We start from the raw sequence: 23947 nt of genomic DNA, 5'->3' as shown, positions 1-23947 counted from the left end.
GTGCCGATACTTGAAGCCTCCACGGCGAAGTAAGCACTAACATTGAATTTGTAGCGCGAATTCGTGTGCTTATTAATCGTGCAAAATCGGCCCGTTTCGCGTTGCTGCGTTGGCGAAAAGACCACGCCGCTTCACAGTTCAACCTCAAGGTTCCGGCGCGTGGATATCCAGTTTCTGCATCTGGTAGCGCAGCTGCCGGACACTGATGCCGAGCAGGCTCGCGGCCTGCGTGCGGTTGAACTGGGTCTGGTTCAGCGCGCGCAGGATGATGTCGCGTTCGACCTGGCTCAGGTAGTCCGGCAGGTTGCTCGGCAGCGCGTCGTGCGCGAGCGGCGGTGGCGCGGCCCGCTCCAGCTCCGATGTCGGCTCCGGTGCCGCGCTCGCCGGCATCTGCGGCGGCTGCGGCACGACGGCCGCATCGCCCAGCTTCGCCCCTTTCAGCAGCAGGTCGCCGACTTCGATCACGCCGTCGTCGGCAAACGCGAGCGCGCGCTCCAGCACGTTTTCCAGCTCGCGCACGTTGCCCGGGAACGCGTAGCCGCGCAGCGCGTCCAGCACGCCGGGCCCCAGTCGCGCCCCGCCCGGCCCGGCCAGGCGCACGAGGATGGCATCGACCAGCAGCGGCAAATCGTCCAGCCGTTCGCGCAGCGGCGGCAGCGTCAATTCGATCACGTTCAGGCGGTAGAACAGGTCCTGGCGGAAGCTGCCGTTTTCCACGCACCTGGCGAGATCCTTGTGCGTGGCGCTGATGATGCGCACGTCGACCGGCTCCTCGACCGTCGCGCCGATCTTGCGCACGCGCCGCTCCTGGATCGCGCGCAGCAGTTTGACCTGCATCGCGAGCGGCAGGTCCGCCACCTCGTCGAGCATCAGCGTGCCGCCATTGGCGGCCTGGAAGAAGCCATCGCGCTCGTCGTTCGCGCCCGTGAACGCGCCCTTGCGGTAGCCGAAGAACTCGGCCTCCATCAGCGCCTCAGGGATCGCGCCGCAGTTCACGGCGACGAACGGCTTGCCCGCGCGCGCGCTCTGCGCGTGGATCTCGCGCGCGGCCAGTTCCTTGCCGCTGCCGGATTCGCCGTTGATCGCGATCGGCGCCTGCGACCGCGCCAGCCGCGCGATCTGCGCGCGCAGCGCCTGCATCGCGGACGATTGGCCGATCAGGCGCGACGTGCCCTCGGCCTGGCTGGCGGCCGGTGCCGCCGCGGGGTCGGACAGTTTCAAGGCCGCGCGCACCATCGCGCGCAAATCGTCCAGCACGACCGGCTTCGACACGTAGTCGAATGCGCCGGCCTTCAGCGCGACGACGGCATTCTCGGCGCTGCCGTAGGCGGTAATGACGGCGATGGGCGTGCATTTATGATGGGCCGCGACCTCGCGCACGAGTTCCAGGCCCAGGCCGTCGGGCAGGCGCATGTCGGTCAGCACCAGCGCAAACGGCTTTTGTCCCAGCAGCGCACGCGCCTCGCGGACGGTCGCGGCGCTGTCGACATCGAGCCCCATCTTGAGCAGGGTGATCTCGAGCAGCTCGCGCAGGTCGGGTTCGTCGTCGACCACCAGGATGCGGGGTGAGCTCATGCCTTCTTTCCGTGACATTAGATAGTTGCACCGAACGTGATCACGAAGCGGCCGCTGGCCTCGCCCGTGCCGCCGGCGCCCGCGCCGGGCCGCACGTCCTCGGTGCGGTATTCGTAGTCGAGCATTGCGCCGTTGTTCAGGCACAGCTCGCGCGCCAGGTACAGGCCGAGGCCCGTGCCCTTGCTCGACGTCGTGTAGAACGGTTCGAACAAATGCGCCCGCACTTCCGGCGTAATGCCCGGACCGTCGTCCTGCACGTGCAATTCCATGCGGCCCGTCGCGTCGGGCACGGGAACCACGCGGATGCTGGCCGGCTTGCCGCTCGCGTAGCGGATCGCATTGCCGAGCAGGTTCACGAGCACTTCGCGCAGATGCAGTCCGTCGAACCGCACGGACCGGCCGCCCGCATCGCCCACCCACACTATATCACCGGCCATGCCGTGCATTTCCGTGAACTCGGCGCGCAGCTCGGGCAGGAAGTCGTCCAGCGCGACGGGCGTGCCGTTCGGCTGCACCTTGCGCGACAGCTTCAGGATGTCCTCGACCATGCGGTTCACGCGCGCCACGTTGTCGTTCACGATGCGCAGCAGGCGCGTTTCCGCCGGACCGTGCAGGTCTTCCGCCAGCAGCGACGTCGCGTGGCCGATCGCCGACAGGGGATTCCGCACCTCGTGCGCGATGCTGGCCGTCAGGCGTCCCATCGATGCGAGCTTGAGTTGCTGCGCCTGGTTTTCGATGGCGCTCACGTCCTGCAGGAACACGAGGCTGCGTTCGGCCGTGCCCTGCGGCGTGTCCACGCGCGCGAAGCGCAGCTTCAGGTGCACCGGCTGGTCGAGGCGGCCGCGCACCGGGCCGTCCGTCTCGTGCCAGCGCTTGACGGTGACGAAGCCGCCGGTCGCCGGCGCGTCCATGCGGCGGCCGGCCCAGTCCGTGAAACGCTGCGCCACGGGTTCCAGCGCCGCCAGGTCGGTCAAACGAAACGTGTTGCCGTCCTCGCCCGGCGGCGTCTCCAGCCCGAGCATGCGGCGCGCCGCCGGATTGCCGCCGAAGACGGTGCCGTCGCTCCCCAGCACGAGGATGCCGTCGTCCACGTCGTCGACGACGATGCGGTAGATCGCCTGCTGGATGCGCAGGTCGGCGCCGTGCCGCGCGGCCAGCTCTTCCTGCTTGATGAGGCGCGCGGCCAGGCGGTTCACCACCAGCACCACCGCGAAGAACGCGGCGCCGGTGAGCCCGGCCTGGGTCAGCGGCGGGTCGTCCGCGCGCATGAAGATCCCCCATGTGCTCTCGCCCAGCACGAACAGCGTGGCCAGCGCGGCCGAGAACAGGGCCAGCACCAGCGGCGCGAGGATCGCGGCGCCCGCGAGCGGGAACAGGTACAGCAGCGCGAGGCCGCTGCGCATGCCGCCGGCGGCGAGGTACAGCAGCGAGATCGCGACGATGTCGACGAGGACCTGGGCCGACAACTGCCACAGGAAGCGCCGGCGCCAGCGCTGGGCGACGACCGCGAACATCAGCGCGGCCAGCACGTAGGCGATGCACGTCTCGGCATACGCGGTGCCGTCGACGCGGCCGCGCCGCACGTCGATCGACAGGTACAGCAGCAGCACGAACGCGATCACGATGCGCGTGACCGTGAGCGTTTGCAGCGAGCGCCAGAACGTCGAGCGCGACTCGGCGGAAAGGGAAAGCCGGCTCGCCATGCGGCGGCTTACCGGGCCTGCTGGTGCGCCTCGCGCGCGTGCGCCGTGCCGCAATAGTCGCGGCCATCGGCCCGCACGGCTTCCGACGCCGGGAAATAGATGCCGCAATGGGCGCAGCACAGCATCGTCTCGGACTGGTCCTCGACGCGGCTCCACGCCTTGGCCTTTGCTTCGCCGCCGGCGGACGCCGGTGCCGGCCCGGAGGCCGGATTTACGGCGGGGCCTTGTGCGCGCGTCATCGCGGCGCGCAGTTTGCTGCGGATGGCGGCCACCACGAGGATGACGAGCGCAATCCAGAAAAGCAGTCGCGTCATACGAACCCCCGGTGCAGAACGACTTCGAAAACGAACCGGCTGCCGACGTAAGCCAGCGCCAGCGTGGCGAATCCCGCCAGCGTGAAGCGCAGCGCGGTCTTGCCGCGCCAGCCGCGCCAGCGGCGTCCGGCCAGCAGCGCGGCGAACAGCACCCACGACAGCAGCGCGAAAAAGTTCTTGTGATCCCAGCGCAGCGCGCGGCCGAACAGCTGTTCGGAGAACACGATGCCCGACAGGACGGTCAAACTGAGCAGCACGAAACCGATGCCGATCATGCGGAACAGCAGCCGCTCCATCGTCAGCAGCGCCGGCAGCTGGTCGAGAGCGCCGGTAAACCAGCCCTTCTTTGCACTCTTCGTGTGCAGCCGCGCCTCCTGCAGCGCCATCAGCACGGCGTGGAAGGCGGCGATCGTGAGCGTGCTGTACGCGGACACGGCAACCGCGACGTGCCAGCCGAACGCGGGCGACTGGTCCTGCACGGGCATCAGGTTGCCAGGGAACAGCGGCGGCAGGATCGCCGCGACGGCCGCGCACGGCATGACCATGCGGCGCATGCCGTCCAGCGCGAAATTGCGGTTTTCGATCCAGTAGGCGGCGACCGAAATCCACAGCGCGGCCGACAGCATGAAGGCGAAGCCGACCCGTAAGGTGCCGTTCGACACGATATCCGGCCACAGCGCGGCACCGTGCACGGCCCAGGCCACGGCGGTCACGGCCGAAATGGCCGAGCCCTGCCGCGACGGCAGCAGGGCACATACCGCGTACAGGATTGCCGCGGCGATGAATAGGGTAAGTTGCATACGCGCGAGTCTACACCATCCAGGGTGGGCAAGGTTAGGTTGCCAGAAGAGTAAGATATACCACTGAAGTTTGTACCGTCATTCCCGCGCAGGCGGGAATCCAGGTTCGTCGCGGACCACCAGCTTTGGCTACGGCTGCTCACGCAAAATCAGGTTCCCGCCTGCGCGGGAACGACGCTTCGAGTTTACGTCGCTTTAGTCGACCGCAGCCGCCTTGATTTCCGCATCGTGATGGCGCTGCTGCTCCTCCATCACCATCAGCCCCAGTTCGCGCTTGAGCGCATTGAACTCGGGCGCCGCCGGATCGCGCAGGCGCGGCAGGTCGACGAGGATGTCGCGCTTGATCGTGCCCGGCCGGTACGTCATCACGACGATGCGGTCGGCCAGGTAGATCGCTTCCTCGATGCTGTGCGTGACGAAGATGACCGTCTTCTTCAATTCGGCCCACAGGCGCAGCAGCTCGTCCTGCAGGTTGCGCCGCGTGAGGGCGTCGAGCGCGCCGAACGGTTCGTCCATCAGCAGGATCGGCGAATCCAGCGCCAGCACGCGCGCGATCGCCACGCGCTGGCGCATGCCGCCGGACAGGTCCTTCGGATAGCGCTTCGCGAAATCCTCCAGCGACAGCAGTTTCAGGAGCTCGCCCACGCGCGCCGCGATCTGCGCGCGCGCCATGCCCTTGATCTCCAGGCCGAAGCCGACGTTCTGCTCCACCGTCATCCACGGGAACAGCGCATATTCCTGGAACACCATGCCCCGCTCCGGCCCGGGGCCGGCGACCGGCACGCCGTCGGCCAGCACGCGGCCGGTCGTCGGCGGCGCGAAGCCGGCGACGGCGTTCAGCAGGGTCGACTTGCCGCAGCCGGAAGGCCCCAGCAGGCAGACGAACTGGCCGTGAGGGATCTCGAGACTGATGTCCTGCAGGGCGACCATGCGGCGGCCGTCGCCGTCGAATACTTTACTGACGCTGTCGATCACGATATGCGCGGTCATCTCAATGCTCCAGGCCGCGGTGCCAGCGCAGCAGATGGTTGTTCAGCTTGTTCATGCCGACGTCGATGGCGAGACCGAGCAGGCCGATCGTGATCATGCCGGCGATGATCTTGTCCGACCAGAAGTACTCGCGCGCCTCCGAGATGCGGAAACCGAGGCCGTTGTTCACGGCGATCATCTCGGCCACGATCACGACGATGAACGCCGTGCCGATGCCGATGCGCATGCCGGTCAGGATGTACGGCACGGCCGCCGGCAGGATCACGCGCAGGAACATCGTCGGCCCGCTCGCGCCCAGGTTGCGCGCCGCGCGCAAATAGATGCCGTCGACCTGGCGCACGCCCGCGATGGTATTCATCAGCACGGGGAAGAAGGCGCCCAGCGCGATCAGGAAGAAGGCCGGCGGGTTCCCGAGGCCGAACCACAGCATCGACATCGGGATGTAGGCGATCGGCGGAATGGGGCGCAGCAGCTGGAACAACGGATTCAGCCAGGCATGCGCGATGCGGCTCGCGCCCATGGCGAGGCCGATCGGCAGCGCCAGCGCGGCGCCGACGAGGAAGCCGACGATCACGCGGTACATGCTGCCGATGGCGTCGGTGATCAATTCGCCGGACAGCATCCACGCCAGCTTTCCCCCGCCGCCGTTGGCCTCGCGCCAGGTGGCGAAGTCCTGCAGCGGCAGCAGGTACGCGATCCATTTCCGCCAGACCTGCAGCGGGGACGGCAGAACGTGCTCGTTGACCCATCCCATGCTGGCGACCCACTGCCAGATCGCGATCGCGACGACCGGCACGACCAGGCCGATCGCGATGTCCTGCCACCTGCGCTTCATCATCTCCGCTCCTTGTTACGCGTGGGCGGAGGGCCGCCCACCCTACGTATCCGCCGTAGGGTGGGGGGGCCCCCCCGGGCCCACGCGAAGATGTCCACCCAACGATTATTTGATGTTCAGGCTTTTCTTGGCCTCATCCAGCAAATCGGTCTTGACCCAGTCCTTCGCCACCGGCGGCTTCGCCATCCGGCCGACACCCGTCTTGACCATGATGTCGGTCGTGGTCTGGATGTGCTCCGGCGTGATGTCGTAGGTGTAGGGCGAATTGCTGATCGCGTCGTCGAAGTCGTCCTTCGTGATCTGGCCCTTGAACACGACTTCGCGCACGTATTTCTCGGCCAGCGCGCGGTCACGGATGAAGGCGCTCGTGGCCATGACGAAGCAGCGCATGAATTTCTCGGCCACGGGGCGCTTCGTGTTGTAGAACTTTTCCGTCATCACCATCGTCCGCACCGGTTCGCCGATCGGCGTGTCGTACGGTTTCAGGACCTCGACGCCGAAGCCCTTGTTGATCGCCTGCGACGACTGGGGTTCGGACTGCATCATGGCGTCGATGTTCTTGCCCAGCAGCGCCTGGTTGAGGTCGGCGTACGCCAGGTAGACGATCTGCACGTCCTTGCCGGGCGCCGGGTCGGCGCTGAGGCCGGCCTTGTGCAACTCGGCCATCAGGAGCACTTCCTGGATGCCGCCGCGCGTCACGCCCACCTTCTTGCCCTTCAGGTCCTTCACGCCCTTGACGTTGGCGTCCGCGCGCGCGACGAGCCGGGCGCCGCCTTTCGCGAAGCCGGCCACGACGTAGATCGGGGCACCGCCGGCGCGGCCCGAGATCGCGGCCTCGGACGCCGTCGTGCCGACGTCGAGTTCACCCGCGATAATGGCCTGCATCACGTCCAGGCCCTTCGCGAAGATGCGTTCCTCGACCTTGATCCCGCACTTGGGCGCGATCTCCTTGATGTATGACACCGCGCCGTAGTGCGCGAACTTGAGGTTGCCGAGGCGGACCACGTCCTGCGCCTGGGCGCCGCTCGCGGCCAGCAGCGCGGCGATGGCGAGGGTCTTGCCGAACACGTGTGCTTTCATTGCCTGTCTCTCCGATTGGGGGTGAAACTTTTATTGGAATGAACTGCGTGACGCCTCAGGAACATAAACTCGAAGCAATACATTGTCAAACCGTCCAATCAGATTTTACCAAGAATCAAATCGCCAGGTTGACTGGACGCGTTGCGAATGGCTGAATTGGGGTCTTGACGGGGGAAAACGCGCCCCGACATGGGGTAAAATGGCGGATTGCGCGCCGCCGCCACTTATATATATCAGTACAGAAGGTAGAACGATGCTGGATAACCTGACACAACGCCTTGCCAAGGTCGTCAAGACGATGCGTGGCGAGGCCCGCCTCACGGAGGCGAACACCGCAGAAATGCTGCGCGAAGTGCGCCTGGCCCTGCTCGAGGCCGACGTCGCGCTGCCGGCCGTGCGCGAATTCATCGCCAAAGTGAAAGAAAAGGCGCTGGGCGAGGAAGTGATCGGTTCGCTGTCGCCGGGTCAGGCCCTCGTCGGCGTCGTGCAGAAGGAACTGGGCGCGCTGATGGGCGCCGACCTCGGTCCGGACGCGTCGCAGCTGTCGTTCGCGCAGCAGCCGCCGGCCGTGATCCTGATGGCCGGCCTGCAGGGTGTCGGTAAAACGACCACCACCGGCAAGCTCGCGAAGTACCTCAAGGAAGAGAAGAAGAAAAAGGTCCTGACCGTCTCCGCCGACGTCTACCGCCCCGCCGCAATCGCGCAGCTGGAATCGGTGACGAAGCAGGTCGGCGCCGACTTCTTCCCGTCCACCGCCAGCGACAAGCCGGTCGACATCGCGAAGAACGCGATCGACTGGGCGAAGAAGCACTATCACGACGTCGTCATCATCGACACGGCCGGTCGCCTGGCCATCGACGAGGCGATGATGCAGGAGATCGCCGCCGTGCACGCGGCCGCGAATCCGATCGAGACGCTGTTCGTCGTCGACGCCATGGTCGGCCAGGATGCGATCAACACCGCGAAAGCCTTCAACGACGCGCTGCCGCTGACCGGCGTGATCCTGACGAAGCTCGACGGCGACTCGCGCGGGGGCGCGGCACTGTCCGTGCGCCACGTGACGGGCAAGCCGATCAAGTTCGCCGGCGTCTCGGAAAAGCTGGACGGCCTGGAAGCGTTCGATCCGGCCCGCATGGCCAACCGCGTGCTGGGCATGGGCGACATCCTCGCGCTGGTCGAGGAAGCGCGCAAGGGCGTGGACATGAAGGCCGCGGCCGACATGGCCAACAAGATCAAGTCGGGCGGCAAGTTCGACATGAACGACTTCCGCGCCCAGCTCGCGCAGATGAAGAAGATGGGCGGCATGGCGGGCCTGCTCGACAAGCTGCCGGCCCAGTTCCAGCAGGCCGCGAACGGTGCCAACATGGACCAGGCCGAGAAACAGGTGCGCCGCATGTGCGGCATCATCGACTCGATGACGCCGGCGGAACGCGCCAAGCCGGAACTGATCAAGGCCAACCGCAAGCGCCGCATCGCGGCCGGCGCCGGCGTGCAGGTGCAGGAAGTGAACCGCATGCTGACCCAGTACGAGCAGATGAACACGATGATGAAGAAGCTCAAGGGCGGCGGCCTGATGAAGATGATGCGCGGGATGAAGGGCATGATGCCCGGTATGCGCTGATCCTTGATCCATCTCTAAAAAGCCGTGCGCGACGACCGTCCCGCACGGCTTTTTTGTGCTTGGGATGTCCGTTTTTTCGCTCTAGAGAGGCCCGGGTAACACAACGGGCTATTTTAGGGCTTGTAAGAGTGAAAAAATTTCGAAAAAGACTTGCACGAACACTAAAACCCTACCAATATAAGCCCGGTGCGCTCAAGCGCAAATTTCCATGTGTTCCGTTTAGGAGGCTCGAAGATGGCAACAGCCAAAAAAACCACCGCAGCGCCCGCTAAAAAAGCCGCTGCCAAGCCTGCTGCGGCGGCGAAGCCGGCAGCGAAAAAGGCAGCAGCTCCTGCCAAAGCAGCAGCACCGAAAGCAACCGCCGCAGCAAAGAAGCCTGCCGCGGCACGCAAGCCCAACGCCGCGTTCATGAAAGAGATGACCCCATCGGCAACGCTGGCCGCCGTCGTCGGCGCGAAACCGCTGCCGCGCACGGAAGTGACCAAGAAAGTCTGGGACTACATCAAGGCGCAAAACCTGCAGGACGCGGCCAACCGCCGCATGATCAACGCCGACGACAAGCTGAAAGCCGTCTTCGGTGGCAAGGCGCAGGTGTCGATGTTCGAAATGACCAAGCTGATCTCGGATCACCTCAAATAAGAACATCTGGCTGGCTGCCCCATGGCCCCATACGAAAAGCCCCGGCGAGCCGGGGCTTTTTGTTTTGCCGTAGCATCCGCGTGGGCGGAGGGCCGCCCACCCTACCGCTTAGCATGACGTCCCACATGAGATTCGACCTGACCGACCTGCAACTGTTCCTGCACGTGCTGGATGCCGGCAGCATCACGGCCGGCAGCCGGCGCGCGCACCTGGCGCTGGCGTCCGCGAGCGAACGCATCCAGCACATGGAAGAGACGCTGGGCGTACCCCTGCTCGTGCGCGGCCGGCGCGGCGTGCAGCCGACGGCCGCGGGCCTCGCCCTGCAGCGCCACGCCCGTCTCGTGTTCCAGCAACTGGCGCGCCTGCGCGCGGAACTGGGCGAGCATGCGGCGGGCCTCAAGGGCCAGATCCGGCTGCTGTGCAATACGGCGGCGCTGTCGGAGTACCTGCCAGAGCGGCTGGCCGGCTTCATGGCACGCCATCCGGACGTCGACATCGACCTGGAAGAACGCACCTCCAGCGACATCGCGCGCGCGGTGCGCGAAGGCGGCGCGGACCTCGGCATCGTGGCCGACACGGTCGACCTGTCCGGCCTCGAGACCTTCCCGTTCTGCACCGACCGCATCGTCGCGGTCGCGCAGCCGGCCATGGCGCGCACGCTCGTCACGCAGGAGGGGCAAGCCGTGACGTTCGCGCGGCTCGTCGATTTCGACCACGTCACGCTGACGGGCGACAGCGCCCTGTTCCGCTATCTGACGCAGCTGGCCGAACGCGCGGGCCGCACCTTGCGCGCGCGCGTGCGCCTGCGCAGCTTCGACGCCGTGTGCCGGATGGTGGAGAGCGGAGTCGGGATCGGCCTGGTGTCCGAACCGGCCGCGCGGCGCTGCGCGCGCACGATGAACCTCGCCGTACTGGAGCTGGCCGACGCGTGGGCGGTGCGCCAGCTGTCGCTGTGCATGCGCAGCTTCGAGGGGTTGCCGCGCCACGCGCAGCAGCTGATCGAGGAAATCCGCGCATGAATTGGTGGGCACGTGATCGATGCCCCCGGCATCAATCACCCCACCCTACGATTGAGACGATGCAGTAGGGTGGGCTCCCCGAGCCCACCAAGGGTCTCCGCGTTCAGCGGCTGGACACCATCACGTCCTGCTTGAACTCCCAGTTCTTCCACGCCGCCAGCACCGCATTCGGATACTCGGGCTTGCCGCGGCTGCCGTTGTAGCGGCCGAGGGCGAGGTACAGGTTGCCCCCTTCCATGTCGATGTACATGCGCAGGATCGAGCAGCCATAGCGCAAATTCGTCTGCATGTCGAACAGCGCGCGGCGGTTCGAATCGCCGATCACCTTCGTCCAGAACGGCATCACCTGCATGTAGCCGCGCGCGCCGACCATCGACACGGCGTACTTGCGGTACGCCGATTCGACCTGGATCAGGCCCAGCACGAGCCCCGGATCGAGGCCCGCGCGCGTCGCTTCGTACCACGCGATTTCGAGGAATTCCGTGCGCGTCTGGTCGTCCGGCAGGCGGCGCTTGAGGCGCGCCGACATCGCGTCGAACCATTGTTGATAGCGCACGCGCGCGACCTCGTCGCGGAAGGCCGGCTTGGGCGGCCGGCCGTCGCGGATGGCGTTTTCGAGCGCCAGCCGGACCGAATCGGCGAGCGCTTCTTCTTTCTGGTTGCCGGCCTGCGCCGCGCCGCTGCTCATCAGTGCAGCGGCGAGCAAGACCGGGCCGAACCGGGCTGCTGCCCGGACCATCAACCGTCGTGCCATCACTTGCCCAGCTTGCCCTTGATGAAGCCGACCATGTCCGCAGCCGGGACGGCGGTCGCGTCAAGCTCGCGGCGGCCCTGGTATTCCAGGTTGCCTTCCTTGAGGCCGCGCTCGCCGATCACGACGCGGTGCGGCACGCCGACCAGTTCCCAGTCGGCGAACATGGCGCCCGGACGCAAGCCGCGGTCGTCGACGATGACGTCCACGCCGGCCGCCTGCAGCTCGGCATACAGGCGATCGGTCTCGGTCTTCACCAGATCGCTGCGGTCATAGCCCATCGGGCACAGCACCAGTTCGAACGGCGCGATGGCGTCCGGCCAGATGATGCCCTTGTCGTCGAAGTTCTGTTCGATGGCGGCGCCCAGGATACGGGTCACGCCGATGCCGTAGCAACCCATCTGCATCGGGGCCGGCTGGCCCTTCTCGTCCAGGTAGACGCAGTTCATCGCGGCGGAGTACGCGGTACCCAGCTGGAACACGTGGCCCACTTCGATGCCGCGCTCGATCGCGAGCGTGCCCTTGCCGTCCGGCGACGCATCGCCTTCGACGACGTTGCGCAGGTCGGCGACGAGCGGTTCGGCCACGTCGCGGCCCCAGTTGGCGCCGGTGAGGTGGTATTCGGCTTCGTTTGCGCCGCACACGAAATCGGCCATGTTGGCGACGGTGCGGTCGGCCACGATGTTGACCGGCCGCTTCGTACCGATGGGGCCGAGGTAGCCCGGCACGGTGCCGTAGGCTTCCTGGATCTCGGCTTCGCTGGCGAAGCGGAAGTCCTTCAGGCCCGGCACTTTCGTGACCTTGACTTCGTTCAGTTCATGGTCGCCGCGCAGCAGCAGCAGCCAGTTTTCCCTGACCTGCCTGCCGTCGACGTCCTTCTCGACCGTCAGCGCGATCGACTTGACGGTCTGGTCCAGGCCGATGCCGAGCAGCTTGGCCACGTCTTCGCACTTGGTCGTCTTCGGCGTGGAGACCTTCGTCAGCGGCTGCGTCGCGGCGCCGCGCTGGGCGATCAGCGGCAGCGCCTCGGCCGCTTCCATGTTGGCCGCGAAGTCCGAGTTCGGGCAGTAGACCAGCGCGTCCTCGCCGGTGCTGGCGATGACGTGGAATTCGTGCGAGCCCGTGCCGCCGATGGCGCCGTTGTCGGCCGCCACCGCGCGGAACTTCAGGCCGAAGCGGTTGAAGATGCTGACGTAGGCGTTGAACATCGTCTCGTAGGACTTCTGCATGCCTTCGACGTCACGGTCGAAGGAATAGGCGTCCTTCATCGTGAACTCGCGCCCGCGCATCAGGCCGAAGCGGGGACGGCGCTCGTCGCGGAACTTGGTCTGGATGTGATAAAAGTTCAACGGCAGCTGGCGGTACGACTTGACTTCGGTGCGCACGACGTCGGTCACGACTTCTTCCGACGTCGGCTGCAGCGCGAAGTCGCGGCCGTGGCGATCCTTGAGACGCAGCAGTTCCGGCCCCATCTTGTCCCAGCGGCCCGTCTCCTGCCACAGCTCGGCCGGCTGCACCAGCGGCATCAGGAGTTCGATCGCGCCCGCCTTGTTCATCTCTTCGCGGATGATGCCCTCGACCTTGCGAATGACACGCAGGCCCAGCGGCATGTACGTGTAGATGCCGGAGCCGAGTCGCTTGATCATCCCGGCGCGCATCATCAGTTTATGGCTGACGATCTCGGCGTCGGAGGGCGCTTCTTTGAGCGTTGAAATAAAAAATCGTGAGGCGCGCATATCGGTGAATTCTTTTTAAAAAGAGAGGGTTATAATCGACCTAATTTTAAAGGATTAGCTGGCTGATGCATCCAATCTTTATACAAATGGATCCGAAACACGTGGTGCATGCTGTTGTTCCTGTGCAGGTTGCGCGACAGACGTATCTGGATTGCTAGGTAAAAACGTAAGTAAGAGGGATCAGCCGGCAGAAAGTTTCGAGGTGAATTATGCTCGATCGTGAAGGGTTTCGCCCCAACGTCGGCATCATCCTGCTGAACGCCAACAACGAAGTGTGGTGGGGCAAGCGGGTGCGTGAGCATTCTTGGCAATTTCCGCAAGGGGGTATCAAATACGGCGAGACGCCGGAACAGGCGATGTACCGCGAGCTCGAGGAAGAAATCGGCCTGCGCCAGGAGCACGTCAAGATCGTGGGCCGGACCCGCGACTGGCTGCGCTATGAAGTGCCCGATCACTTCATCAAGCGCGAAGTGCGCGGTCACTACCGCGGCCAGAAGCAGATCTGGTTCCTGCTACGCATGGTGGCACGCGACAACGACGTCAACCTGCGCCTGACCGACCATCCCGAGTTCGACGCCTGGCGCTGGCACGATTACTGGGTCCCGCTCGACGTGGTCATCGAATTCAAGCGCGACGTGTACCAGCGCGCCTTGCAGGAACTGTCGCGTTTCATCACGTGGCCCGCGAACGGCGAACGCCGCCACAGCTCGCGCTACCTGCGCCAGCCGCACGAGCGGCGCGCCCAGGGGGGCAATGGCAACGGCAATGGCGGTAACAAGGCCGTGGCGAGTGGCGCCAATGCCAGCAAGGCGGTGGCGGCAGCCAGCAAGGCCATCGCCGACGCGGCCGGCAGCTCCAAGATGGTACTGGCGCAACAGGGTGTGACAAGGAAGGAATGACCTGCGGGAGCGATCTGCGCAAGTAGCCCAGAAGCAACACAACAGAGGCAAAGCAGCCGTGCAAGCGGTTGCCTTTGCCTTTTTTACATTTTGGTAATGTAATTTTTGCAAAATTGCGAAGTAGAATCATCGCCATGATGATGCCGACTTTGCCGATTTTCCGTGCCCTCCCCGTCCTGCTGGCCGCGCTGTGCTCGTCCGCACGTGTCCACGCCGAGGACACCCCGCCCAAATGCACCTACGTGGAAGTGGCCAGCCTGCCCATCCGCTACGTCGGCGCGAGCCTGGCGCCCGCGGTCGACGGCACGATCAACGGCACCCCGGCCACGATGCTGATCGACACCGGCTCCGACCAGACCCACATGACGATGAACGCCGCGACCCGGCGCGACCTGAACCTGTCCATGACGGGTCGGTACGTCGAAGGCATCGGCGGCCTGTCGCGCCTGTACGGGGTGCGGCTGAAGGACTTCGCCATCGGTCCGGCGCACGCCGGCCGCCGTCCCGAACTGACCGTGATCGGCAGCACCGCGGGCACGCCGGCCTTCGACGCCATCGTCGGCGCCCCGTTCCTGCTGCAGACGGACCTCGAGCTCGACCTGCGCGCGAAGCGGATGAAATTCTACCGACCGCTCGAATGCCGCAAGGCGGAGCTGCTCCTGTGGAAGGAAGACACCGTCGTCCTGCCGTTCGGGCGCAACTACGGCCGCAGCCCGAACCCGCATTTCACGGTCGTCGTGAACGGCAAGGAGATGGACGCGCTGATCGACTCCGGCGCGCACCGCAGCTTCATGATGCTGGACGCCGCCAAAAAGGCCGGCATCGACGTCAATGGCCCGGGCGCGGTCCGCATGGGCGACGCCGGCGGGATCGGCTCCGACCGCGCGCCGCACTGGATCGCCCCGGTCAAGAGCCTGCAGATCGGCCAGGAGACCATCAGCAACGTCGAACTGGGCGTCATCGATTCGCAGGGCTCGCGCACGGCCGACGTGTACCTCGGCCAGGACTTCCTGCGCACGCACCGCGTGCTGTTCGCGATGAGCCAGGAAAAACTGTACCTCGCCTACCTGGGCGGCGACGTGTTCACGCGCGGCACGGGACTGGAACCCTGGATGCGCGCCGAGGCCGACGCCGGCAATGCGGACGCCCAGTACGCGCTGGCCCAGATCTACAACACCGGCCGCGGCGTACCCCGTGATCCGCTCCAGGCCGGCGTCTGGCTCGACATGGCAGCCACTGGGGGCCAACCGAACGCCAGCCTGCTGCGCGGCCGCCGGCAGATGCTGGCCGGGCAGCTGGACACGGCGATCCCGCAACTGCGCCATGCGCTCGACCTGCTGCCGGCCGACCGTCTCGGCCCGCTGTGGCTGTACATCGCCCGCGTGCGCCACGGCGAGGCGGACCTGGCGAAGACGGAACTGGAAGCGGCACTGAAACAGCAGAAGGAAGACGACTGGCCCGCGCCGATCGCCGACTTCTACCTCGGCAAGACCAACGCGGCGCGCCTGCTGGAAGAAGCCGGCAAGGACGCGAAGCTCGCGCATGCGCGCACGTGCATGGCCCGGACGTACATGGCGGAGTGGCATGCCGCGCGCGGCGACGCGGCCGAAGCGAGTGCGCTCAAGGACACGCTGCGTGCGAACTGCGCGCCCGCGGCCGCACGCAAGCCGGCACCGTGACCGCGCCGGCAGGGTGTGCGCCATCGCGCTACAATGACGCCCTTCCTCCTGGTTTTCCGACGGTTTTCTCCATGTTCACCCCTTCCTCCAACGACGTCCGCCGCTTTTTCTGCGAAGCCTTGCGCAAGCGCCGCGCCGGCGAGATCCTGACCCCGATGGACGCCATCGCCGCCGACTGGATCGAACAGCATCCCGAATACCACGACGAGCTGACGGATGCCGATGCGGCGGTGGCGCGCGACTATTCCGTCGAAGGCGGCAAGCCGAATCCGTTCCTGCACCTGTCGATGCATCTGTCGATCACGGAACAGGTGTCGATCGACCAGCCGCGCGGCATCCGCGCCGCCTACGAGGCGCTGGCCGCGCGCGTGGGCGAGCACGAGGCGCACCACGGCATCATGGAGTGTCTTGGCGAGATGATCTGGTCGGCACAGCGCCACGGCACGCAGCCGGACACCGACGCGTACGTGGAGTGCGTGCGCAAGCGCGTGCGCTAAAAAACCTCTCACGAGCGTCGCGAGCGGCGGCGATGCCGGTCGAGAAGCGCAGCCGTACGGTGGTACGGCGAGCATCGCAGGCCGGCAGCGCAACGCGCAGCAGCTCGGGAGACGTTTTTAATCGAGCTTGTCGTCGGCGACCCGATAGCGCGGGTCTTCCGGCAGGTTCACCTCGATCATGTCCTTCGCGCGCTCGAGCAGCGCGCGGCAGTCCGGACTCAGGTGGCGCAGATGCAGGCGCTTGCCGAGGGCGCGGTAGCGTTCCGCCAGGCCGTCGATGGCCTGGATCGCCGAGTGGTCCGCCACGCGCGCGCTGCGAAACTCGACGACGACGTCCTGCGGGTCGTCCTTCGGCGTGAACAGCGCCTGGAAGCCGGCCACCGACGCGAAGAACAGCGTGCCCTCCAGTTCATAGACTTTCCAGCCGTGCGCGTCCTGCGCGGTCGCGACGCGGATCTGCTTCGCGTGCTGCCACGCGAACACCAGCGCCGACACGACCACGCCCACCAGCACGGCGGTCGCCAGGTTGAAGACGAGCGTCACGCCCGCCACCAGCACGATCACGAGCGCATCGGCGCGCGGCACCTTGCCGAACAGGCGGAACGTGCCCCACTCGAACGTCTTTTCGCACACGACGAACATCACGCCGATCAGCGCGGCCAGCGGAATCCGCTCGATCACGCTCGCGCCGAACAGGATGAACGACAGCAGGAACAGCGACGCGCAGATGCCCGACAGGCGGCCGCGCGCGCCGTTGCCCACGTTGATCATGCTCTGGCCGATCATCGCGCAGCCGCCCATGCCGCCGAAGAAACCGGTGACGACGTTCGCGACACCCTGGGCCAGGCTTTCGCGGTTCGGCTGGCCGCGGGTGTCCGTGATCTCATCGATCAGCGTGAGCGTCAACAGCGTCTCGATCAGGCCCACGCCCGCCAGCACGAGCGAGTACGGGAACACGATTTTCAGGGTCTGCAGGTCGAACGGCACGTCCGGCACGCGGAATGCCGGCAGGCCGCCCGCGATGGAGCCGAGGTCGCCCACGGTCTTGGTTTCGATGCCCATGACGTGCGCGAGCAGCGCGACGGCGAGGATGCCGACCAGCGTGGCCGGCACGGCCTTCGTGAGGCGCGGCGTGACGTAGATGATCGCCATCGTCAGCGCGACGAGGCCCAGCATCGTCCACAGCTGCGGGCCGGCCATCCAGCCGCCGCCCGTCTTGAAGTGCTCGAACTGCGCGACGAAGATCACGATGGCCAGGCCGTTGACGAAGCCCAGCATCACGGGATGCGGCACCATGCGGATGAATTTACCGAGCCGCGCGGCCGCGAACAGCATTTGCAGCACACCCATCAGCACGATGGCGGCGAACAGGTATTGCGCGCCGTGCCGGACGACCAGCGCGACCATGACGACGGCCAGCGCGCCGGCCGCGCCGGAAATCATGCCGGGCCGGCCGCCGAACGCGGAGGTGATGAACGAGACCAGCACGGCGGCATACAGGCCGGTCAGCGGCGACACGTGGGCCACGAGGGCGAAGGCGATGGCCTCGGGAACCAGCGCCAGCGCGACCGTCAGGCCGCTCAATACATTGGTCTTGATGTGGGAGGGGGATACGTCGGACAAGGCGGGCTCCAAAAGACAAATCCCTCCGGCCGGCACGCGGCAGGAGGGATTCCGGACAATCCGGATGGGCCGTTATTGTAACGGCCCGTCCGGATCAGCGCTTCGTGACGAGCGCCGCAGGCAGACTTTCCAGGTAGGCAGCGATGTCGGCCATGTCGCGATCCGACAACGGCTGGGCCATGCCGGCCATGATCGGGTTGTTGCGACCGTTGGCGGCTTTGGTGCCGCGCTTGTACGCGGTCAGCGCATGCACGAGGTAGTCGGCATGCTGGCCGGCCAGCTTCGGATAGCTGGGATCGATCGGGGTCTTGTAGTCGGCGCCGTGGCAGGACGCGCAGTTGTATTTCTTCGCCAGTTCGGCGCCGTTGGCGGCATTGCCCGAAGCCAGCGCCTGGCCGGACAGGACCAGCGAGGCGGCGCCCAGGGTCAGCGCGACGATCAGTTTATTCATGGTGCGCTCCTTACTTGGACGGGGTTTGTTGCGAATAATACGCGGCGATATCGGCGATGTCCTGGTCGGACAGGCTGGCCGCGATACCCCGCATGGACGGGTGGTTGCGGTCGCCTTTTTTATAGGCATGGAGCGCGGCTTCGATGTACTTCGCCGACTGGCCGCCGATCTTCGGTACGCGATAGACTTCAGGGAACGTGCCCTTGTACTCGGGGATGCCGTGGCAGCCGATACACTGCTCGATCTTGTTGGGTGCTGCCTTCGGATTGCCGACGATGTCGGCTGCGCCGGCCGTGCCGGCCATCGAGGCGCCGGCTGCCAGCACGAGTAATGCTGTTGAAATTTTCATGGATGACCTATCGTTGGGTTGAATCGATAGGGCGCCTTGCGACCCGTGCGGCGGCAGCAGGTTTTCTAGACCCCCGGTACTGCAACTGCAATGGCATTTTTGCCACGATCCAATCGATTCTATCCGAAGAATATAGTCGAGTCCATTGGGCAGCGCAGCATGGACGGCCTGCCCGCCACGGCGTTCTGGCATATACTCGATAGCATTTCCATATGATCTGCCCAGGCCCATGCACGCACCCCGACGCTTCGAAGGCAGCGACAACTATGTCGCCACCGCCGACCTGAAACTGGCGGTCAACGCCGCCCTCACCCTCGCCCGGCCCCTGCTGATCAAGGGCGAACCCGGCACCGGCAAGACGATGCTGGCCGAAGAGGTCGCGGCCGCGCTGGACATGCCCCTGCTGCAGTGGCACATCAAATCGACGACCAAGGCCCAGCAGGGCCTGTACGAATACGATGCCGTCTCGCGCCTGCGCGATTCGCAGCTGGGCGACGAGCGCGTGCGCGACATCCACAACTACATCGTCAAGGGCGTGCTGTGGCAGGCGTTCACGGCGCCGGAGCCGGTCGTGCTGCTGATCGACGAGATCGACAAGGCCGACATCGAATTCCCGAACGACCTGCTGCGCGAACTGGACCGCATGGAGTTCTACGTGTACGAGACGCGCGAGATGGTCGTGGCGAAGCACCGTCCCCTCGTCATCATCACGTCGAACAACGAGAAGGATTTGCCGGACGCCTTCCTGCGCCGCTGCTTCTTCCACTACATCAAATTCCCGGACCGCGACACGATGGCGGAGATCGTCAAGGTCCACTACCCCACGCTGAAGGCCGACCTGCTGGCCGCCGCGCTGCAGGGTTTTTATGAGCTGCGCGACGTGCCGGGCCTGAAGAAGAAGCCGTCGACGTCGGAATTCCTCGACTGGCTGAAGCTCCTGCTGGCCGAGGACATCCCGGCCGAGGTCCTGCGCAGCCAGGACGGCAAGACGATCGTGCCGCCGCTCGCGGGCGCCCTGCTCAAGAACGAGCAGGACGTGAGCCTGTTCGAGCGCCTGGTGGCGATGGCGAGGCACAACCGATGATCCAGGTCGCTCCCGTCACCCTGGAATTCAATGGCGTGCGCCTGGAGCCGCTCGGGCTGCACCACCTCGACGGCCTGCGCGCCGCAGCCGCCGACGGCGAACTGTGGAACCTGCGCGTCACCTCCGTGCCGGAACCGCAGGACACGGAAGCCTATATCCGCATGGGGCTGGAGACGCCGAACCGGGTCGCCTTCGCCGTCGTCGACGCGTCCAGCGACGCCGTGATCGGCACGACCAGCTACCACGACATCATGCCCGCGATCGACCGCGTCGAGATCGGCTACACGTGGTACGCGAAGAGCCGCCAGCGCAGCCACGTCAACACGAGCTGCAAGCTCCTGCTGCTGTCGCACGCGTTCGACACGCTGGGCTGCGCCGTCGTCGGCCTGCGCACCGATAATTTCAATTATACGTCGCAGGCCGCCATCGAGAGATTGGGCGCCAAGAAGGATGGCGTGCTGCGCCACCATGCGCCGCGCCGCGACGGGACCGTGCGCGACACGGTCATGTACAGCATCGTGCGCGGCGAGTGGCTTGAGATCAAGTCGCACCTGCATTACAAACTGAGCCGCCACGCGCGCCACGCAGGGTAAAGAGGCGCGGCATGCTGATCGACTTCTTCTTCACCCTGCGCGACGCGAAGGTCCCCGTCACGATCAAGGAATTCCTCACGCTGCTGGAAGCGCTGCAGAAGCAGGTGATCGCGCCGTCGCTCGACGAGTTTTACTATCTCGCGCGCCTGACGCTGGTGAAGGACGAAGCCCATTTCGACAAGTTCGACCGCGCGTTCGGCGCCTTTTTCAAGGGCATCGAGACGGTGTTCGACGAGAAGGCCGACATTCCTCTGGATTGGCTGATCAAGCGCTTGGAACGCGAACTGACGCCCGAGCAGAAGGCGGACCTGCAGAAACTCGGCTACGACAAGCTGATGGACCGCTTGCAGGAACTCTTGAAGGAACAGAAGGAGCGCCACGAGGGCGGCAACAAGTGGATCGGCACCGGCGGCACGTCCCCGTTCGGCAACGGCGGCACCAATCCTCAGGGCATCCGCATCGGCAAGGAAGATAAAATGCGGGGCGGCAACCGGTCTGCGGTCAAGGTGTGGGACCAGCGCACCTACCGCGACTACGACGGCGAGCGTGAACTGGGCATCCGCAACATCAAGGTCGCGCTGCGTCGCCTGCGCCGCTTCGCGCGCCAGGGCGCGCCGGACGAACTGGCGCTGGACGAGACGATCCGCTCGACCGCCAACAACGCGGGCTGGCTCGATATCAGGATGCAGCCGGAGCGGCGCAACCGCATCAAGGTGCTGATGCTGCTGGACGTGGGCGGCACGATGGACGACCACATCGAGCGCACCGAAGAGCTGTTCTCGGCGGCGAAGGCCGAGTTCAAGCACATGGAGTTCTACTATTTCCACAACTGCGTCTACGACCACCTGTGGAAGAACAACCGCCGCCGCCACGCCGAGCGCTTTCCGACATGGGACGTGCTGCGCACCTACCCGGCCGACACGCGCCTGATCTTCGTCGGCGACGCGACGATGAGCCCCTACGAAATCCTCGCGCCGGGCGGCTCCGTCGAATACGCCAACGAGGAAGCGGGCGCGGAATGGCTCGCCCGGTTCTGCCACGCCTTCCCGAAATTCGCGTGGCTGAATCCGGAACCCGAGCACCTGTGGCAGTACCGGCAATCGATCGCCGTCATCCGGCAGATCATGGGCAACCGCATGTTCCCCGTGACGATCGACGGCCTGGAACGGGCGATGCGTTTGTTGAGCAAATAACCGGACGGCGATCCTTCACGCAAAGCTGGGCGGGGAGTGCCCCCCTACGGCAATGTGAACATCGTAGGGTGGGCACCCCGTGCCCACGCGCGGCGTTTGAATTGCGCACGGCGTATTCCTACACGTAATCGTGCGGACAAATCGCTCTTGTAGAATCGGTCGCAGGTTGTAACATTTTGACAAAGGAGCCGGTATGCAGGAATTCCTGTCTGTCCTCACGAGCCTCGCCTGGCCCTTCGCGATCACGCTGGCCTGGCTGGTCGGCGAATTCGGGCAGCGCTGGACCGGCCTGCCGCGCATCAGTTTCTATGGCCTCGTCGGGTTCATCCTGGCCGCGCCCCAGCTGGGCATACTGCCGCTGCCGGAAGGCGGCACGACGCTGCTGCTGGCCGACGTCGGGTTCGGCCTGATCCTGTTCGAGCTGGGCTACCGCATCAACCTGCGCTGGCTGCGCACGAATCCGTGGATCGGCGTCACGGGCCTCGTCGAAGCGGGCCTGACGTTCGTCGGCGTCTACCTCGTCGCGAATGCGTTCGGCGCGGCGCTGATCGACCGGCTGATGCTCGCGTCGCTGTCGATGGCGACGTCGCCCGCGACCGTCGTCCGCGTGATCAACGAACAGAAAAGCTCGGGCCAGGTGACGGAACGGGCACTGCACCTGTGTGCGCTGAACTGCGTGCTGGCCGTGTTCGCGTTCAACGCCACCGTCGGCCTGTGGATCTTCCGCACGTTCGAGGACGTCGGCGACGCGCTGTGGAACAGCCTCGTCGTGCTGGGCGTCTCGGCCTTCACGGGCGCCGTGTTCGGCCTGGTCGTGCCGGGCATCCTGCGTCTGCTGGGCAAGCTGGCGCAGGACGCCACCGTCGCCTTCGCGCTGGCCGTGATCCTGCTCGTCGCGATCACGTACGCACTGGGCCTGTCGCCCGTCGTCGCGGCGCTCGCGTTCGGACTGACGGCGCGCCACCGCCGCGTCGCGTTCAGTCAGGCGCAGCGCAATTTCGGCGCGCTGGGCGAACTGCTCACCGTCGTGCTGTTCGTGTTCGCCGCCTCGACGCTCGACTGGCGCCGCGTGTGGGCCGGCGCTCTGCTTGCCGTCGCCCTCGTGCTCGTGCGCCTGCTCGCCAAGATGGCCGGCGTGACGGCGTTCGCCCATCTGTCCGGCATCTCGTGGCGCAAGGGTGCGCTGACGGGCGTGGCGTTGACGCCGTTGTCCGTGTTCGTGATCCTCCTGATCGAGCATGCGCGCCACGCCGGCGTGCAGGTCGTCGAAGAATTGCGCGCCGTGGCCGCCGTGACGATGCTGCTCGAAGTATTCGGTCCCATCATCCTGCAACGCGCCCTCGTGTGGGCGCGCGAAGCGCCGGAGGTCAACCATGCCGCTTGAACCCTTCGCCACCTCGGCACCGCTGACGTTCGGCGTGGAGCTGGAACTGCAGCTCGTCAGCCTGTCCGACTTCGACCTCACGCCGGCCAGCCCCGACCTGATGCACCTGCTGAAGCGCAAGCCGTTCCCCGGCAACGTCACGCCCGAGATCACGGAAAGCATGATCGAGATAAATTCGAGCGTGCAGACGAACTACCGCACGCTGCTGGCCGAGTTGCTCGAGATCCGCGATACGCTGGTCGCCGCCAGCGACGTACTGAACATCGGCATCGCCGGCGGGGGCACGCATCCGTTCCAGCACTGGTCCGAACAGCGCATCTCGGCCAAGCCGCGCTACCAGGAATTGTCGGCGCTGTACGGCTATCTCGCCAAGCAGTTCACCGTGTTCGGCCAGCACGTGCACATCGGCTGCGCCAGCGGCGACGACGCGCTGTTCCTGCTGCACGCCCTGTCGCGCTACATCCCGCACTTCATCGCCCTGTCCGCATCGTCGCCGTTCGTGCAGGGCCACGACAGCGGCTTCGATTCGGCGCGCCTGAATTCGGTCTCGGCCTTCCCCCTGAGCGGCCGCGCGCCGTTCACGCTCAGCTGGGCGGACTTCGCCGACGTCTACTTCGCCAAGATGGAGCGCACGCGCATCATCAGGAGCATGAAGGATTTTTACTGGGACCTGAGGCCGAAACCGGAATACGGCACGATCGAGCTGCGCGTGTGCGATACGCCGCTGACGGTCGAACGGGCCGCCGCGCTCGCGGCCTACCTGCAGGCGCTGTGCCGCCACCTGCTCGAACGGAAGGAAGCGCCGCCGCTGGAAGACGACTACCTCGTCTACAACTACAACCGCTTCCAGGCCAGCCGCTTCGGGCTCGACGGCGTGATCACGCATCCGAAGACCTATGAACAACTCCCGCTGCGCGAGGACATCATCGCCACGCTGGACCTGATGGAACCGCATGCGCAGGCGCTGGGCAGCCTGGACGCGCTGCCGCACCTGGCCGCGGCGGCCAGCGACGGCGGCGACGCAAGTTTCCTGCGCGGGCAGTACGAACGCCAGGGCAGCGCGGAGGGCATGGTCGACGCGGCGATCCGGCGCTTCCGCGGACGATAATTTTTTTGTCCGCGTGTCGATCCG

The 23947-nt window shown here is 65.9% G+C and carries 23 protein-coding genes; 11 read left to right on the top strand and 12 right to left on the bottom strand.

Annotated features, from left to right (window positions below):
- Positions 1-144: 144 nt before the first annotated feature.
- From ACL58G_RS08565 to ACL58G_RS08535, 7 genes are all read right to left on the bottom strand, one after another.
- Positions 145-1575 (bottom strand): sigma-54-dependent transcriptional regulator, encoded by a 1431-nt coding sequence (locus ACL58G_RS08565; RefSeq protein ID WP_440966319.1) that lies wholly within the window; start codon positions 1573-1575, stop codon positions 145-147.
- 17 nt (positions 1576-1592) lie between these two features.
- Positions 1593-3278, bottom strand: coding sequence for a sensor histidine kinase (locus ACL58G_RS08560; RefSeq protein ID WP_440966317.1), 1686 nt, complete (start codon positions 3276-3278; stop codon positions 1593-1595).
- Between the two features lie 8 nt (positions 3279-3286).
- The gene (locus ACL58G_RS08555) at positions 3287-3592 is read right to left on the bottom strand and encodes a PP0621 family protein (protein WP_413344304.1); all 306 of its coding nucleotides are present in this window, start codon (positions 3590-3592) and stop codon (positions 3287-3289) included.
- Positions 3589-4392 carry a cytochrome C assembly family protein gene (locus ACL58G_RS08550; RefSeq protein WP_056124239.1) on the bottom strand — a complete coding sequence of 268 codons (804 nt, stop codon included), beginning with the start codon at positions 4390-4392 and terminating at the stop codon, positions 3589-3591. The genes ACL58G_RS08555 and ACL58G_RS08550 overlap by 4 nt, the downstream gene beginning before the upstream one ends.
- 195 nt (positions 4393-4587) lie before the next feature.
- Positions 4588-5382 carry an ABC transporter ATP-binding protein gene (locus ACL58G_RS08545; protein WP_440966315.1) on the bottom strand — a complete coding sequence of 265 codons (795 nt, stop codon included), beginning with the start codon at positions 5380-5382 and terminating at the stop codon, positions 4588-4590.
- Position 5383: 1 nt separating this feature from the next.
- Complete coding sequence (locus ACL58G_RS08540; protein ID WP_413382150.1) at positions 5384-6220, bottom strand: ABC transporter permease; 837 nt, start codon at positions 6218-6220, stop codon at positions 5384-5386.
- Between the two features lie 102 nt (positions 6221-6322).
- Positions 6323-7297, bottom strand: a complete 975-nt coding sequence (locus tag ACL58G_RS08535) for an ABC transporter substrate-binding protein (RefSeq protein ID WP_413382146.1) — start codon at positions 7295-7297, stop codon at positions 6323-6325.
- A 253-nt stretch (positions 7298-7550) separates the two neighbouring features.
- On the opposite strand from ACL58G_RS08535, the gene ffh reads away from it, so the two are divergent.
- The 3 genes from ffh (at position 7551) to ACL58G_RS08520 (ending at position 10576) form a co-directional block, all read left to right on the top strand.
- The gene (ffh, locus tag ACL58G_RS08530; protein ID WP_413344018.1) at positions 7551-8918 is read left to right on the top strand and encodes a signal recognition particle protein; all 1368 of its coding nucleotides are present in this window, start codon (positions 7551-7553) and stop codon (positions 8916-8918) included.
- A 234-nt stretch (positions 8919-9152) separates the two neighbouring features.
- Positions 9153-9557 (top strand): SWIB/MDM2 domain-containing protein, encoded by a 405-nt coding sequence (locus tag ACL58G_RS08525; protein ID WP_160409423.1) that lies wholly within the window; start codon positions 9153-9155, stop codon positions 9555-9557.
- 125 nt (positions 9558-9682) lie between these two features.
- Positions 9683-10576, top strand: coding sequence for a LysR substrate-binding domain-containing protein (locus ACL58G_RS08520; RefSeq protein WP_440966312.1), 894 nt, complete (start codon positions 9683-9685; stop codon positions 10574-10576).
- 103 nt (positions 10577-10679) lie between these two features.
- Here the strand turns inward: ACL58G_RS08520 and ACL58G_RS08515 are convergent, their stop codons facing one another.
- Both ACL58G_RS08515 and ACL58G_RS08510 read right to left on the bottom strand, forming a co-directional pair.
- Complete coding sequence (locus ACL58G_RS08515) at positions 10680-11330, bottom strand: lytic transglycosylase domain-containing protein (RefSeq protein WP_413382139.1); 651 nt, start codon at positions 11328-11330, stop codon at positions 10680-10682.
- Positions 11330-13063, bottom strand: coding sequence for a proline--tRNA ligase (locus tag ACL58G_RS08510; RefSeq protein WP_440966310.1), 1734 nt, complete (start codon positions 13061-13063; stop codon positions 11330-11332). Before ACL58G_RS08510 ends, ACL58G_RS08515 begins: the two co-directional genes overlap by 1 nt.
- A gap of 209 nt (positions 13064-13272) precedes the next feature.
- On the opposite strand from ACL58G_RS08510, the gene ACL58G_RS08505 reads away from it, so the two are divergent.
- From ACL58G_RS08505 to ACL58G_RS08495, 3 genes are all read left to right on the top strand, one after another.
- A complete protein-coding gene (locus ACL58G_RS08505) occupies positions 13273-13962 on the top strand; it encodes an RNA pyrophosphohydrolase (RefSeq protein WP_413339204.1) in 690 nt (229 codons plus the stop codon).
- Between the two features lie 134 nt (positions 13963-14096).
- Positions 14097-15641, top strand: coding sequence for an aspartyl protease family protein (locus tag ACL58G_RS08500; RefSeq protein WP_440966309.1), 1545 nt, complete (start codon positions 14097-14099; stop codon positions 15639-15641).
- A gap of 71 nt (positions 15642-15712) precedes the next feature.
- Complete coding sequence (locus ACL58G_RS08495; protein ID WP_036238314.1) at positions 15713-16138, top strand: DUF1841 family protein; 426 nt, start codon at positions 15713-15715, stop codon at positions 16136-16138.
- 117 nt (positions 16139-16255) lie between these two features.
- On the opposite strand, the gene ACL58G_RS08490 is transcribed toward ACL58G_RS08495, so the two are convergent.
- The 3 genes from ACL58G_RS08490 to ACL58G_RS08480 form a co-directional block, all read right to left on the bottom strand.
- Positions 16256-17761 carry a SulP family inorganic anion transporter gene (locus ACL58G_RS08490; protein ID WP_440966307.1) on the bottom strand — a complete coding sequence of 502 codons (1506 nt, stop codon included), beginning with the start codon at positions 17759-17761 and terminating at the stop codon, positions 16256-16258.
- 94 nt (positions 17762-17855) lie between these two features.
- Positions 17856-18212: a c-type cytochrome gene (locus tag ACL58G_RS08485; protein ID WP_413382127.1), complete on the bottom strand. Its 357-nt coding sequence runs from the start codon at positions 18210-18212 to the stop codon at positions 17856-17858.
- A gap of 10 nt (positions 18213-18222) precedes the next feature.
- Positions 18223-18561, bottom strand: a complete 339-nt coding sequence (locus tag ACL58G_RS08480; RefSeq protein WP_413382124.1) for a c-type cytochrome — start codon at positions 18559-18561, stop codon at positions 18223-18225.
- A gap of 229 nt (positions 18562-18790) precedes the next feature.
- On the opposite strand from ACL58G_RS08480, the gene ACL58G_RS08475 reads away from it, so the two are divergent.
- The 5 genes from ACL58G_RS08475 to ACL58G_RS08455 all read left to right on the top strand — a co-directional run bounded on the left by ACL58G_RS08475 (position 18791) and on the right by ACL58G_RS08455 (position 23923).
- Entirely contained in the window at positions 18791-19645 is an 855-nt protein-coding gene (locus tag ACL58G_RS08475) for an AAA family ATPase (protein ID WP_440966304.1), read from the top strand.
- Complete coding sequence (locus ACL58G_RS08470; RefSeq protein WP_440966302.1) at positions 19642-20238, top strand: GNAT family N-acetyltransferase; 597 nt, start codon at positions 19642-19644, stop codon at positions 20236-20238. The genes ACL58G_RS08475 and ACL58G_RS08470 overlap by 4 nt, the downstream gene beginning before the upstream one ends.
- An 11-nt stretch (positions 20239-20249) precedes the next feature.
- Positions 20250-21431 carry a vWA domain-containing protein gene (locus tag ACL58G_RS08465; protein ID WP_440966300.1) on the top strand — a complete coding sequence of 394 codons (1182 nt, stop codon included), beginning with the start codon at positions 20250-20252 and terminating at the stop codon, positions 21429-21431.
- Positions 21432-21624: 193 nt separating this feature from the next.
- The gene (locus ACL58G_RS08460) at positions 21625-22815 is read left to right on the top strand and encodes a cation:proton antiporter (protein WP_440966299.1); all 1191 of its coding nucleotides are present in this window, start codon (positions 21625-21627) and stop codon (positions 22813-22815) included.
- Entirely contained in the window at positions 22805-23923 is a 1119-nt protein-coding gene (locus ACL58G_RS08455; RefSeq protein ID WP_413339187.1) for a YbdK family carboxylate-amine ligase, read from the top strand. The genes ACL58G_RS08460 and ACL58G_RS08455 overlap by 11 nt, the downstream gene beginning before the upstream one ends.
- The last annotated feature ends 24 nt before the right edge of the window (positions 23924-23947 follow it).

It is taken from the genome of Massilia sp. GER05, from assembly GCF_052056005.1.
GTDB classification, from domain to species: domain Bacteria; phylum Pseudomonadota; class Gammaproteobacteria; order Burkholderiales; family Burkholderiaceae_D; genus Telluria; species Telluria orientalis.
This window is presented reverse-complemented; position numbering and strand designations above follow the sequence as displayed.